Genomic DNA, 13,541 nt, shown 5'->3' on the forward strand with positions numbered 1-13,541 from the left:
ATGGCTGAAAGCAAGCAAGAGAAAAAAAAGGGTAGCAAATTAATTATAATAATTGCTATTCTAGCAATTTTGGGTGGGGGGACATTTGGGGGAGTATATTACTTTATGAATAAAAATAATGCCTCACAGCCAGTTGTTATGGAAGAAGCTTTTTTTGAAGTTGGAGAAATATTTGTTAATTTAAGTGATGGAGGATCAAATAGATATATTAAGCTTAACCTTTCAATAAGTTATGACAAAAATAATAAAGATTTAACTAAAGAAATAGAAGATAAAAAAGTAGTACTTAGAGATGTAGCTAATTTCTATATAAAATCCTGTAAGGCAAAAGACTTTGAGCCAGCAAATGAAGCAGTTATTAAAGGTGATATTGTAGCTAGAATGAATCAAAAATTAAAGTCAGGTATATTAAAAGATGTATATATAAGCGATATTATAGTACAATAGAAGGAAGTAGAGTTAAAAGATGGATTTAGTGTTTATGATAGTTAGACTAATATCTGCACTTATTGTAGTACTGGGACTTATGTATTTAGTATTTAAAATAAGTGGAAATAGACTTAACAGGTTTAATGAAGGAAAATATGTAAAAATATTAGAAAGAGTTCAAATATCTAAAGATACATCAATAGTAGTGGTAAGGATTGGTAAAAAAGGTTATATAATGAGTTCGTCTAATAATAATACTGAAAAGATAGATGAAATATCTGAGGAAGATATATTGCTTTTAGAAGAGGAGAAAAGAAGAGAAAAAGAAAAGATTAATCAGCAATATGAAGTAGCTATTAAAGGTTTAAAATCTAAAGTAAATAAACTTAAGAATAAATATAACTAAAAGGAAGATAAGTATGAGTAAAAAGAAAAAATATTTATTTATGATGCTAATAGCATTGACGTTAATATTCACCTTTGATAAATGCGTAAGTGCTGAGCCTATAAATGTACCAAACGTTAATATTTCGGTAGGTGGTGAATCTACTTCTCCTCAAAATTATGTTGACAATATAAAATTGTTAATAATACTAACTATTTTAACATTATTACCTTCAATAATAATAATGATGACATCTTTTACAAGAATAATAGTTGTATTTTCATTTTTAAAAAATGCATTAGGAGCGCAACAATCTATACCAAATCAAATACTTATAGGATTAGCATTATTTTTAACTATATTTATAATGCAACCAGTGTATAGTGAGATTAATAACAATGCATTTAAGCCTTTTATGGAAAATACTATAACACAAAATGAAGCTATGGAGGCTGGAAGCAAGCCTTTAAGGGAATTTATGTTAAAGCAAACAAGACAAAAAGATTTAGAGTTATTTGTTGAAGCATCAAAATTAGATAAAGAAGAAATAACAAGAGATAATATTCCATTAACTGTTGTTATACCAGCTTTTGCAATAAGTGAACTAAAAACAGCTTTCCAAATAGGATTTTTACTTTTTATACCTTTCTTAATAATAGATATGGTTGTAGCAAGTGTACTTATGTCAATGGGAATGTTTATGGTACCACCTGTTATGGTAGCACTACCGTTTAAATTATTATTATTTGTAATGGTAGATGGTTGGTATTTAATGGTTAAGTCATTGATAATGAGCTTTGGAGGGTAGGTGATATGTATGAGTGAAAATTTAATAATAGGAATTGTTAGAGATGCATTATATACATCATTAAAGGTAGCAGGACCTATTTTAATAGTATCAATTTTAATTGGATTAATAATAAGCATATTTCAAGCAACCACTCAAATACAAGAACAAACATTAACCTTTGTTCCAAAACTTATAGGAATTGCAGCTGTAGGACTAATGTTATCAAGCTTTATGTTACATACACTAGTATCTTTTACAGAAAGAATATTTGAGCTTATTATTAAGATATCTACTTAGGGGGTAGGTAAAGTATGATAGATACAGCCTACTTTTTAGCCCTGTTTTTAATATTTTTAAGAGTGACGGCATTTTTTGCTATAACTAATATATTTTTTCCAAATGGAACACCGAAAACATTAAAAGCTATGTTTTCTTTCATATTTTCCTTTGCATTACTTGGAGGAATAGATTATTCAAATATAAATTCAATAACTAGCAATTATTATTTAGTTATTTATATGATTTCAGAAGTCACAACAGGATTAGTTCTTGGATTAATCTCTAATATTGCTTTTGAAGTAGTACTTATGGCAGGGAGTTTAATAGATGTACATATAGGGTTGAGTATGGTTAATACAATAGATCCAAATAGTAAAACGAGTACGACTATAAGTGGTAATTTGCTTCATTATGTAGCATTAATGATTTTCTTTGTAGTAGATGGACATCATATGCTTATTAAATTGCTTATAGAGAGTTTTATAATACTACCGATGGGTAAAAGTTTAATGTATCCAGATACAATGATGGTACTTATAGAAGTTATAGCAAAGTATTTTGTAATAGGATTGAAAATTGCAATACCAATAGTATTGATAATTATATTAACAGATCTTTGTATGGGACTTATTTCAAGAGCTGTCCCACAAATAAATGTGATGATACTTGGTATGCCAGTTAAAATGCTGGTTGGGATAATTGCAATATCGGTATCACTGCCAATTATAATAAAGTTATTTGTTAGTAGTATAAGTTATTTACCAGATATATTCAGAAAAATAATGACAACTGTTCCATTAATTTTTTTAATTGGTGCAGATGAAAAAACAGAAGAAGCTACGCCAAAGAAGAAAAGTGATTCTAGAAAAAAAGGGCAAATAGCTAGAAGTAAAGATATTGGTCTTGCAATCACAATGATAGCTACTATATTAGTTATTGTTACATTAAGTGGATTTATAGTATCTTCCTTGAAGGATAATGTAGTTTATTTTCTAGGAGATATGGGGTCAATGGAAGTTACTGAAAATAGCATAAAAGGTATTAATACTCTTATTATAAGCAAAGCAGCAATGGTAATAATGCCTGTTATTTTACCTATAATGATTGCTGGAGTTGCTGCAAGCTTAATTCAATCTGGATTTTTAGTAGTTAAGGATGCTATAAAGCCTTCATTTGGAAAGCTAAATCCGATTAATGGATTTAAGAATATGTTTTCTAAAAAAGCTTTAGTTGAACTAATAAAAAACTTAATTCTTATTTCAATAGTGATATACATTTCCTATTCATATGTAAGAGATAACTTTGATAAGATAATGCAAATTGGAAATTTATATTTACCTACTTTGGGGGGAGAAGTTAAATCTTTAATAGTAGGTATATTTGTGAAAATATGTATATTATTAGTTGTAATTGCAATTATAGATTATGTTGTTCAATATATGCTTTTCAAGAAGGATATTAGAATGACTAAACAAGAAATTAAAGAAGAATACAAACAAATGGAGGGAGATCCTCAAATTAAATCTAAAATAAAACAAAGGCAAAGAGAAATGTCTCAAAGAAGAATGATGCAATCAGTTGGTGATGCTACTGTTGTAATTACAAATCCTACTCATTTAGCTGTTGCAATAAAATATGAGGAAGGTAAGATGGAAGCACCTAAGGTTGTAGCTAAGGGAGCAGATGCGATAGCTATAAAGATAAAAGAAAAAGCTATTGAGTCTAAAGTACCAATAATAGAAAACAAGCCTTTAGCAAGAATGATATTTGAATCTGTAGAAATTGATAAAGAAATTCCACAAGATATGTATCAAGCTGTAGCAGAAGTTTTAGCTATGGTATTTAAATTAGATAAGAAAAAAAGACGTACTAGATAATAAAGGATGGGATAAGGTTGCTTGTAAATAATAAAATTAATTTGAAGAAAAACACAGATATATTAGTAGCCTTTGGTGTATTGGGTATTGTACTTATGATAATAATACCTCTTCCACCGATAATATTAGATATTTTATTAGCATTTAATATTACACTTTCAGCTGTAGTAATAATGATCACTATGTTTACGACAAATGTATTACAATTATCAGTCTTTCCAACACTACTACTTGTAACAACACTTTTTAGATTAGGCCTTAACATATCATCTACAAGGCTTATATTAAGTGAAGGTAGTGCAGGAAGTATAATCGAAGCCTTTGGAGAATTTGTTATAGGCGGAAACTATATCGTTGGAATAATAATTTTCTTAATTATAGTAATTATACAATTCGTAGTAATAACTAACGGTGCAGGAAGAGTTTCAGAAGTATCGGCAAGATTTACTTTAGATGCTATGCCAGGTAAACAAATGAGTATAGATGCTGATTTAAATGCTGGAATAATTGATGAAGTAACGGCAAGAAAAAGAAGACAAGACTTACAATCAGAAGCAGATTTTTATGGATCTATGGATGGGGCGTCTAAGTTCGTAAAAGGAGATGCTATAGCAGGGATAATAATAACTTTAATTAATATAGTAGCAGGAATTGTTATTGGAGTAATGAGCGGTATGAGCTTTACACAAGCTGGAGAATTATACACAAGACTCACTATTGGAGATGGGTTAGTTAGCCAAATACCAGCATTATTAATATCCACAGCATCAGGTATATTAGTAACTAGATCAGGTTCTTCTGATAACTTTGGTAAAACATTTAGCAAACAACTTACTGCATTCCCTGTTGCACTTGGAATAGTTTCTGCAGTAATGTTCTTTTTATCTTTAATACCAGGTATGCCAAAGATTCCATTTTTATTAGCAGCTGTTACAGGAAGTGTTGCTACATATCTTTTAATAAAGGAAGATCAGAAAAATCAAGAAGCTGAGCTTGCAAAGGTAGAAGAAGAGTATACAGAAATGGAAAGAAAAGAGCCTGAAAATGTAATGAGTTTAATTTCTGTAGAACCTATGGAAGTAGAAATAGGTTATGGATTAATTCCTTTAGCTGATGAATCAACAGGTGGAGATTTACTTCAAAGAATTGCTTCAGTTAGAAGACAATGTGCAATTGAAATGGGAGTTGTTGTACAACCTATAAGAATAAGAGATAATCTTCAATTAAAAACAAATGAGTATGTAATAAAGATAAGAGGAACTGTTATTGCCTCAGCAGAGCTTATGGCAAATATGTTACTTTGTATGGATCCATCTGGAGAGAATTCTCAAATATCTGGAATAAGAACTATTGAACCTACATTTAATTTGCCAGCAGTATGGATAAATAAAGATCAAAGAGAAGAAGCAGAAATAAAAGGTTTAACGGTTGTAGATCCAACTACAGTAATGGTAACCCATTTAACTGAAACTATAAAATCTCATTCTTATGAATTACTTGGAAGACAAGAGGTTCAATTAATAGTAGATAATACTAGAGAAAAATATAGTACAGTTGTAGAGGAACTTATACCAGACTTAATGACAATAGGAGAGCTTCAAAAAGTATTACAAAATTTATTAAGAGAAAAAGTTCCAATAAAAGATATGGTTACAATAATGGAATCTTTAGCAGATAATTCAAGACTTACAAAGGATCTAGAACTTTTAACTGAGTATGTTAGATTTGCATTAGCAAGAACAATTTGTAATCAAGTAATAGATGAAGATAGAAGTATAACAGTTGTTACTTTATCTCCACAAATAGAAGAAATAATATCTGCTAATACTCAAAAATCTATGCAAGGATCATTCCCAGCAGTTGATCCAGATACAACTACTAGAATACTTGAGAGTGTAAGAGATACTCTTGATAGAGTATATTTTTACAATAATCAACCAGTTATATTGGTATCACCTAATATAAGACCTGTATTTAGAAAGCTTATAGAAATGGTATTTCCACATGTGATGGTCATATCATTAAATGAGATACCAAATGACGTAGAAATAAGAACTGAAGGAGTTGTATCATTGTAATGGTAATTAAAAAATACTTAGTTAAAAATATGAATGAAGCTCTAACTAGAATAAGGTATGAGCTAGGTAAAAACGCTATTATAATTAGTCAACGAAAGGTAAGAGAATCAGGTGTTAAGGGATATTTTAGACCTAAGCTTATTGAAGTAACAGCAGCTTTGGAAAATAACAAGATAGATAAAAAGAGTAAATTAAATATGGGAAATGAAAATGATATAGATTTTAAAGATTCACTAGACAGTATTAACAAGATAATAAATGATAGTAAAGATACAAAGTTTGATAAAGGTCAACAGATTAATAAAGAAGCAGCTTTAACAAATGCAGATAATATAAAAGAAGAAGTAAAAGAAATCAAAGATTTGTTAAATAAAGTTATTAGAAATACTAACAAAGAAGAGGAAAAAGACTTAGTATTAGAATATTTAAAAGATATTGATATTGATGATGAACTAATAAAAGAAATATTAATGAATAAGTATGATAATTTAGATGAATTTAAAATATACTTTAAAAGTTTGCTAGAGAATGAAATTGAAGTTTGTACTGCAAGCTTAAATGGTAAAGTAGTTTTAGTAGGGCCAACAGGAGTAGGAAAAACCACAACTATAGCTAAGCTTGCAGGAAGATTAGCATTAATTGAAAAAAAGAAGGTTGGTTTAATTACAATAGATACATATAGAATTGGTGCTGTAGAGCAATTAAAAACTTATGCGGAAATTATGAATATCCCTTTTAAAGTAGTTATAACTTTAAAGGAAATGGAATTTGCAGTTAATCAGCTAGAAGATTGTGATGTAATATTAATTGATACGACTGGTAGAAGTAGCAAAAATACTATGCAGATTTCAGAACTTAGAGCTTTTATTCAAAAAGTAAATGCTGATCATATAGCATTGGTTATAAGTGGAACAACGAAAAATAGAGATATACAAACAATAATCAATGGATATAGTGAAATTGGCTATGAAAAAATGATAATAACTAAACTTGATGAAACTAGCTCATATGGATGTATGTACAATATTATAAAGAAAGCACAAAAGCCTATAGCATATATTACTACTGGTCAAAATGTTCCAGATGATATTAGAATCCCTTTAAAAAGTGAAATTTCAAGACTTATTCTAGGGGAGGAAACTATATGTTAGATCAAGCTGAAAGCTTAAGGAGACTAGCAAGAGGTGAAGCCCTAGAGGAGCAAAAAGGAAAGCCTAGAATTATTACAGTAACATCAGGTAAGGGAGGAGTCGGTAAGAGCAATTTTGTAGTTAATTTAGCAATTACATTAGTACAGAAGGGAAAAAGAGTATTAATATTTGATGCTGATATAGGAATGGGAAATGATGATGTATTAATGGGAATATATCCTAGAAATAGTGTTTTAGATTTAATAAATGGTAAATTAACAATGGAAGATATTATAGTTAATGGTCCAGAAGGAGTTAAGTTATTACCAGGTGGAAGTGGTCTCAATAATATAGAGGATTTAGAGCAAAATCAAAGAGATTTGTTTTTAAAAAAGATAGAAATGTTAGAGGGATTTGATTATATCTTTATAGATACAGGTGCAGGAATAAGTAGAAGCGTTTTGGCTTTTATTGCATGTTCTGATGAAGTAATATTAGTAACGACTCCAGAACCAACATCATTAACAGATGGATATAGTTTATTAAAAGCAGTAGATCATTTCAAAATAAAGGATAGGGCAAGTATAGTAGTTAATAAGATATTAGAAAAAAAAGAAGGAGATCAAACTTTTTCGAAATTCAAAATGGCAGTTAATAGATTTTTAAAGATAGATGTAGGCTTTTTAGGAGTTGTATATGAGGACAGAAAACTTATAATGTCTGTAAGAGAACAGCTTCCATTTGTAATAGGATATCCAAATTGCGATGCAGCTAAATGTATAAAAACTATAGCCGAAAAAATTATAGGTGAAAAAAAAGAAACTATGGGAGCAGGAGCTCAAGGGTTGTTTAAAAAATTATTTAATATTTTTTCTTAGGGGGTCAGTCATGGCAAAATTAGAACTTGGTATAAATTGCAAAATTGATGTTTTATGGGAAGAAGGTATGTATAAATCTTCGATTCAAGATATAAAGGATGATGAAATACTAATAACTATTCCGGTAAGTGATGGTATTTATTTAACATTAAAAGATGGAAATGAAATAGAGCAGATTTTTTATGATGATAAAGGAAATGTATTTGGATATAAGAACAAGGTTTTAGGTCGAGTTATAGAAAAAGATATACCATTTTATAGAGTAAGTAAACCTTATGATGTAACAAGAATTCAAAGAAGAGACTACGTAAGAGTCAATGTTGTACAAATTATCAATTATATAAAGGAAGAAGAGTTAAAAGCAAATATTAGTGGGGAAGAAAAGTATGAGCATGCATTGCTTCTTGATTTAAGTGGTGGAGGTATGCGAATTAAGATAAAAGAAGAAATTAAAGTTTCAGATATTATAATTGCAAATTTAACATACGATAACGAAAAAATATCTGTGAGAGGAAAAGTTATAAGGGTCGATAAAGCACAAGATAAAAAATATATATGTGGTATAAATTTTGATGATATAGATAGTGGAACTAGAGAAAAAATTATTAAAACTGTATTTACAATAATGAGAAAGCAAAGAGAACTTATTTAGAGGAGGTCATTAATATGGAATGTCAAAGCCCTGTAATTCATAAAGAACAAATAGTCGAAAAGTATATACCATTAGTTAAATATTTGGCTTCTAGAGTTATGCTCGGTAAAACTAAGTATATAGAATATGAGGATTTAGTGAGCTACGGAATTGTTGGGCTTTTAGATGCAATTAATAGATATGATTCAACGAAAGGGATGAAGTTTTCATCTTATGCAACTTTAAGGATCAAAGGAGCTATGATTGATGAAATAAGAAAATGCAGACCTATTTCAAAAGGAGCTATGGATAAATTAGCAAAATATAATGAATGTGTTGAAAAGCTTCAAAATAGATATATGAGAGATCCAAGTTTACAAGAAATTGCTCTAGAATTAAATATATCGGTGGAAGAAGTTTCTCAAGTTGAAAATTATATTAACTACATGTCTATAATGTCTTTAGAATCTATAATTTATTCAGACGATGATGATGTAACTATAATGGAAACCTTAGAAGACAAAAATTCTATTTCTCCTGAGGAATCTTTAGAGTATAAAGAAAAATTAGAGATTCTCGCAGAAGCAATTGAAAGGTTAAAAGATAAAGACAAGCTTATTTTAAATTTATATTATTATGAGAAGTTGACACTAAAAGAAATTGGACAAATCTTAGAAGTTTCAGAATCTAGAGTTTGTCAGTTACATAGCAGAGCAATAAGAAATTTAAGAGTAGTAATGCAAAAAATAAATTATATATAGAAAGTAATTTATTTTGAACATAATAGAGGGGAAAAGATTATGCTTCCTATATTAACAATTTTAATAGGAATTATGCTTATAATTTTAAATATTAAGGCAATAAAAAAAGAGAATAAATCATTTGATAAAATATTAGAGAGAGAAGAATCAAATAATGATAAAGACTATGGTTTAGAGATAATAGCTATAAGAAAAGACTTAGCAGAAACTGTTTTAGACTTGCAGAAAGAAATTGAGGAATTAAAAATTTCAATCACTGATATTAAGAGTTCTAAGATAACAGACGATAATAAAATAAATATAACAAGTTTTGAAGTAGAAGAATTAGATAATGATTTAAAAAAAGAGCATATTAATAGCGAATTTAATGAGAATGTAATATCTGAAATAAATTTTTCAAATAAGTCAAATATTTCGTATAACAATTTAAAAAATGATAAGTTAGAGAAAGTAAAATTACTTCTAGAAGCTGGATTAACTGATGAAAAAATATGCGAAGAGCTATCCATAGGTAAGGGGGAAGTATTATTAATAAAAAGTTTATTAAAAAATTAACTGTAATATTTGATTTCTTAACAGATAGAAAAGTACTTATGGGAATAGGAATAGGAATGGTATTAACTTCGATTTTTATGTTTGGATATAGCTATAATAAAGAGATTTCTAGTGATAAGATAGAAGAAAAGGCTAGAGATCTTGGAATGCACTATGATGATGAATGTAAAGTACTATTTAAAGGGGATGAGAGCAATGATTAGAAGTCTATATACAGCTGTGTCAGGATTAATATCACTAGAAAATAGGCAAAACAATATTACTAGCAATATGACTAATGCTAATACAACAGGCTTTAAGGGAGATAATTTATCAATCAAAAGCTTTGATGAAGTTATGATGCAAAATAGGGATAAAGTAATTAATGGTAAAAATGTAACACAAAAATTAGGAACTATAAGTCTAGGATCAGAAATAGATAGTGTTGATACTGCATTTACTCAAGGACTTATAAAAAGCACTGATAAACAAACAGATTTTGCTATAGAAGGTAGGGGGTTCTTTACTATAGAAAGACAAACCAATAATGGTAACGAAATATTATATACAAGAGATGGTAATTTTAAAGTTGGAAATGATGGATATCTAATAAATACTAATGGTGATAGAGTTCTTGGAACTAATAAAAATACAGGTGAACTTGAGCCTATATTTGTTGGTGGAGATAAATTTGTTTTAGATCAAAATAATAATATTTATGTAGGAAATAGATCAACTCATAATTTAGCAACTGCAGACTTTAGTGATTATGGAGATTTACTAAAGGTAGGGGACAACTATTTTAGAGGAGAAAATCCTATATATAATGCACAAGTATGGGTTACACAAGGTGCATTAGAAGGATCTAATGTAAATATTTCTAATGAAATGGTTAATATGATAACTACAATGAGAAATTTTGAAACTAATCAAAAAATAGTACAAACTATTGATGAAACTTTAGGAAAGGCTGCAAATGAAATAGGAGCAGTTAAATAGTAGGGGGAGAATGTATGTTAAGAACATTATGGACTGGTAGAACAGGAATGAATGCAAATCAGGATAAGTTAGATGCAATTTCAAATAATATAGCAAATTCAACTACTATGGGCTATAAGAAAATAGATGTTGGTTTTAAGGATTTACTTACAGAGTCCTTAGATAGAAAAGGAATTCCACTTAATGATAAGGAGTCTGTAATTGGGACTGGTACAAGAACTTCAGAATGGTTTAGAGACAACTCACAGGGGATGCTTCAAGAAACTTTAAGAAGTACTGATTTATCAATAGATGGATTAGGATATTTTAAAATTATTTCTGATAATGGTCAAGAATCATATACAAGAGATGGAGCTTTAGCTATTGATTCTAGAGGTAGGCTTGTAGATAATAGAGGAAATAAATTAGAGTTAAATTACTTAGATGGATACTCAGAAGATAATGTTGTGTTTAATAAAGATAACTTTTTAGTAGATAAAAAAGGCCAAGTGTATATAAAAGATAAAGGAAACTTTATACAAGTTGCTGAAATTCCAGTATATACAGCTGTAGGAGATAGAGCTTTCTTATCAATAGGAGATAATTTATTTACTCCATCACCAGGAGTAGAAGTCCAAAGAACAACAAATTTTGATATATATCAAGGTTCATTAGAAGGATCAAATGTTGATATTGCAACTGAATTTTCAGAGATGATAGTAACACAAAGAGCCTTCGAACTTAGCTCAAGAGGAGTAAAAACTGCAGACGAAATGTGGGGAATGATTAATAACATGAGAGCTAGGTAGAAATGGGAAGAATTAAAGAGTGAAATAGTGAAAGAATTAAGGGAATAATTAAAGAATGAAATAATTAAAGAGTGAAATAATTAAAGAGTGAAATAATTATGGTTATAATTCAGATAAGCTGAATTATTGAATAAAATAAAGGCTGAGATTTTCTCAGCCTTTTTAATTCTATTTAGAAGTTCCAGTGGAATTTCATCCATAACTTTTTCTTTTTTCATTCTTTCATTAGTAATTTAGCTAGCTAAATTATAGTGATGATACTGCAGCAGTTATTGGTGGAACTACTTGTTTCTTTCTTGAAAGTACTCCATCTAAGAATGCAGTATTGTCTTTTAGTGTAACGTTGAATGCTTTTTCTACTATTTCTGGTCTATCTCCAGCAACTAGTATTTGAGATCCTTCGTTTAGTATGTCTGTAAGTAATAACATTACCATATCTAGGTTAGCTTCTTTTGCTTTAGTGTTCATATAAGCTAACATTTCATCCTTAAGTGGCATAAATCCTTCAATATCCATTGTATTTACTTGAGCTATACCAACTCTTGTATCTTCAATTCCAAAAGGCTTGAAATCTTGGTTAAAGATTTGTTCTACTGTTTTTCCTTTTAATGAAGTTCCAGCCTTGAACATTTCTTTAGCAAATTCTTCTACATTTATTCCAGCTATTTCTGCTAATTTTAAGCAAATGCTCTTGTCTTGTGGAGTACAAGTTGGACTTCTAAATAATAGTGTATCTGAAATTATTGCGCCACATAAAAGTCCAGCAGCTTGCTTGGAAGGTCTTATTCCATTTTCAAAGAAGCATTTACCAACTATAGTAGAAGTACTTCCAATTGGTTCACTTCTAAAGTATAGTGGACCGCTTGTTTGAATATCAGCTACTCTGTGGTGATCTATTATTTCTAAAATTTCTGCATCTTCAAGTCCATCAACAGATTGACTTCTTTCATTATGGTCAACTTGAATGATTTTCTTTTTAAAGTTAGAAATTAAATGATATCTTGATACAGTACCAAGTACTTTACCATTTTCTGAAATAACAGGATAACTTCTGTATCTTGTATCTATCATAACTTTTTTTACGTCTTCTACTAAGTCATCAGTTGAGAATGTTACTAATTTTTCTTTAATCATAACATATCCAACAGGAATACTTTGAACTATAAGTCTTGAAGCTGTAAATGAATCATGAGGTGTACTTATAATACTTACGTTATGTTGTTTAGCTTTTTCTACTATTGCATCAGTTGGTGCATGAGAGCCTGTTATTATTAGTAAAGATATATCAAGATCAAGTAAAGCATCTTGAACTTCTTCTCTATCTCCAACTATTGCTATATCTCCAGCTTCTATATGATCTTTCATACTTTCTGGTTTCATTGCTGAAACAACAATCTTTCCAGGGAAAGTTTTTCTTTCATAATTTACAAATACTTCTTTTGCAGATAATGTATCAACAATATTTTCAAAAGTAGTATTACTCTTAGCTAAAATTTTATTATCCCATATATCCATATAACATGAAGTTAAGTTAGATACAGCTAGAACTCCAAGTAAATGATCATTTTCGTCAGCGACTGGAAGAGTTTTTATATTTTTATCCTTCATTATCTTCCATGCAGTTTTTAATGAAATTTCAGGAGATACTGGAGTTATTCTATCAAACTCTAAATCTTCTATTTTTAATTTTACAGTTTTTAATAATTGAGGAGCTTCAACTCCGAAATAATCAAGAATATATTGAGTTTCTTGACTAACATTTCCTAATCTTACTGGTATTGCAGGCAGATTGCCTGTCTTATTTTTATATTCAGCATATGAAAAAGCTGCACATATTGAATCTGAATCTGGATTCTTATGTCCAGTTACATAAATTACATCTTTCAAATTTTTACCCTCCTTAGTTAATTACATATATACCTATTCTATATTTATATTTTAAATTTGTAAAGCTATCTATTTAAAGTATGTGTAGAAATTTG

15 protein-coding genes are annotated in these 13,541 nt (G+C 29.1%); 14 read left to right on the forward strand and 1 reads right to left on the reverse strand.

The genetic code is table 11. The features are described from left to right. From I2A75_RS09625 to I2A75_RS09690, 14 genes are read left to right on the forward strand one after another with little or no spacing between them, the layout of a single operon-like run. Positions 1-447, forward strand: a complete 447-nt coding sequence (locus tag I2A75_RS09625; protein ID WP_195264263.1) for a flagellar basal body-associated FliL family protein — start codon at positions 1-3, stop codon at positions 445-447. A 34-nt stretch (positions 448-481) separates the two neighbouring features. Next, on the forward strand, positions 482-835 hold the full coding sequence (locus tag I2A75_RS09630; RefSeq protein WP_195264264.1) for a flagellar biosynthetic protein FliO: 354 nt from the start codon (positions 482-484) through the stop codon (positions 833-835). A gap of 13 nt (positions 836-848) precedes the next feature. Continuing rightward, entirely contained in the window at positions 849-1,622 is a 774-nt protein-coding gene (gene fliP, locus I2A75_RS09635; RefSeq protein WP_195264265.1) for a flagellar type III secretion system pore protein FliP, read from the forward strand. Positions 1,623-1,631: 9 nt separating this feature from the next. After that, positions 1,632-1,901 carry a flagellar biosynthesis protein FliQ gene (gene fliQ / locus I2A75_RS09640; RefSeq protein WP_035285706.1) on the forward strand — a complete coding sequence of 90 codons (270 nt, stop codon included), beginning with the start codon at positions 1,632-1,634 and terminating at the stop codon, positions 1,899-1,901. Positions 1,902-1,915: 14 nt separating this feature from the next. Then, positions 1,916-3,760: a fused FliR family export protein/FlhB family type III secretion system protein gene (locus I2A75_RS09645; RefSeq protein WP_195264266.1), complete on the forward strand. Its 1,845-nt coding sequence runs from the start codon at positions 1,916-1,918 to the stop codon at positions 3,758-3,760. 17 nt (positions 3,761-3,777) lie between these two features. Then, positions 3,778-5,838, forward strand: a complete 2,061-nt coding sequence (gene flhA / locus I2A75_RS09650) for a flagellar biosynthesis protein FlhA (protein ID WP_195264267.1) — start codon at positions 3,778-3,780, stop codon at positions 5,836-5,838. After that, on the forward strand, positions 5,838-6,989 hold the full coding sequence (gene flhF / locus I2A75_RS09655) for a flagellar biosynthesis protein FlhF (RefSeq protein WP_195264268.1): 1,152 nt from the start codon (positions 5,838-5,840) through the stop codon (positions 6,987-6,989). The genes flhA and flhF overlap by 1 nt, the downstream gene beginning before the upstream one ends. Further along, positions 6,983-7,846 (forward strand): MinD/ParA family protein, encoded by an 864-nt coding sequence (locus I2A75_RS09660; protein ID WP_195264269.1) that lies wholly within the window; start codon positions 6,983-6,985, stop codon positions 7,844-7,846. Before flhF ends, I2A75_RS09660 begins: the two co-directional genes overlap by 7 nt. Before the next feature lie 10 nt (positions 7,847-7,856). Beyond that, on the forward strand, positions 7,857-8,498 hold the full coding sequence (locus I2A75_RS09665; RefSeq protein ID WP_195264270.1) for a flagellar brake domain-containing protein: 642 nt from the start codon (positions 7,857-7,859) through the stop codon (positions 8,496-8,498). A gap of 14 nt (positions 8,499-8,512) precedes the next feature. Next, positions 8,513-9,238, forward strand: a complete 726-nt coding sequence (locus I2A75_RS09670) for a FliA/WhiG family RNA polymerase sigma factor (protein ID WP_195264271.1) — start codon at positions 8,513-8,515, stop codon at positions 9,236-9,238. Between the two features lie 39 nt (positions 9,239-9,277). Then, positions 9,278-9,793 carry a hypothetical protein gene (locus I2A75_RS09675; protein WP_195264272.1) on the forward strand — a complete coding sequence of 172 codons (516 nt, stop codon included), beginning with the start codon at positions 9,278-9,280 and terminating at the stop codon, positions 9,791-9,793. Positions 9,794-9,831: 38 nt separating this feature from the next. Beyond that, positions 9,832-9,996, forward strand: coding sequence for a hypothetical protein (locus I2A75_RS09680; RefSeq protein ID WP_195264273.1), 165 nt, complete (start codon positions 9,832-9,834; stop codon positions 9,994-9,996). Continuing rightward, on the forward strand, positions 9,989-10,771 hold the full coding sequence (locus I2A75_RS09685; RefSeq protein WP_195264274.1) for a flagellar hook-basal body complex protein: 783 nt from the start codon (positions 9,989-9,991) through the stop codon (positions 10,769-10,771). The genes I2A75_RS09680 and I2A75_RS09685 overlap by 8 nt, the downstream gene beginning before the upstream one ends. 14 nt (positions 10,772-10,785) lie before the next feature. Further along, entirely contained in the window at positions 10,786-11,559 is a 774-nt protein-coding gene (locus tag I2A75_RS09690) for a flagellar hook-basal body complex protein (protein WP_195264275.1), read from the forward strand. 246 nt (positions 11,560-11,805) lie between these two features. On the opposite strand, the gene I2A75_RS09695 is transcribed toward I2A75_RS09690, so the two are convergent. Then, positions 11,806-13,446 (reverse strand): putative manganese-dependent inorganic diphosphatase, encoded by a 1,641-nt coding sequence (locus tag I2A75_RS09695; protein ID WP_195264276.1) that lies wholly within the window; start codon positions 13,444-13,446, stop codon positions 11,806-11,808. Positions 13,447-13,541: the final 95 nt, after the last annotated feature.

Source organism: Clostridium sp. 1001275B_160808_H3, assembly GCF_015550425.1.
Classification (GTDB): domain Bacteria; phylum Bacillota; class Clostridia; order Clostridiales; family Clostridiaceae; genus Clostridium.

Bases quoted from the DNA above. Each gene is read 5' to 3' on its own strand.
- I2A75_RS09625 (WP_195264263.1), top strand. From the start codon at position 1: ATGGCTGAAAGCAAGCAAGAGAAAAAAAAGGGTAGCAAATTAATTATA.
- I2A75_RS09630 (WP_195264264.1), top strand. From the start codon at position 482: ATGATAGTTAGACTAATATCTGCACTTATTGTAGTACTGGGACTTATG.
- fliP (WP_195264265.1), top strand. From the start codon at position 849: ATGAGTAAAAAGAAAAAATATTTATTTATGATGCTAATAGCATTGACG.
- fliQ (WP_035285706.1), top strand. From the start codon at position 1,632: ATGAGTGAAAATTTAATAATAGGAATTGTTAGAGATGCATTATATACA.
- I2A75_RS09645 (WP_195264266.1), top strand. From the start codon at position 1,916: ATGATAGATACAGCCTACTTTTTAGCCCTGTTTTTAATATTTTTAAGA.
- flhF (WP_195264268.1), top strand. From the start codon at position 5,838: ATGGTAATTAAAAAATACTTAGTTAAAAATATGAATGAAGCTCTAACT.
- I2A75_RS09660 (WP_195264269.1), top strand. From the start codon at position 6,983: ATGTTAGATCAAGCTGAAAGCTTAAGGAGACTAGCAAGAGGTGAAGCC.
- I2A75_RS09665 (WP_195264270.1), top strand. From the start codon at position 7,857: ATGGCAAAATTAGAACTTGGTATAAATTGCAAAATTGATGTTTTATGG.
- I2A75_RS09670 (WP_195264271.1), top strand. From the start codon at position 8,513: ATGGAATGTCAAAGCCCTGTAATTCATAAAGAACAAATAGTCGAAAAG.
- I2A75_RS09675 (WP_195264272.1), top strand. From the start codon at position 9,278: ATGCTTCCTATATTAACAATTTTAATAGGAATTATGCTTATAATTTTA.
- I2A75_RS09680 (WP_195264273.1), top strand. From the start codon at position 9,832: ATGGGAATAGGAATAGGAATGGTATTAACTTCGATTTTTATGTTTGGA.
- I2A75_RS09685 (WP_195264274.1), top strand. From the start codon at position 9,989: ATGATTAGAAGTCTATATACAGCTGTGTCAGGATTAATATCACTAGAA.
- I2A75_RS09690 (WP_195264275.1), top strand. From the start codon at position 10,786: ATGTTAAGAACATTATGGACTGGTAGAACAGGAATGAATGCAAATCAG.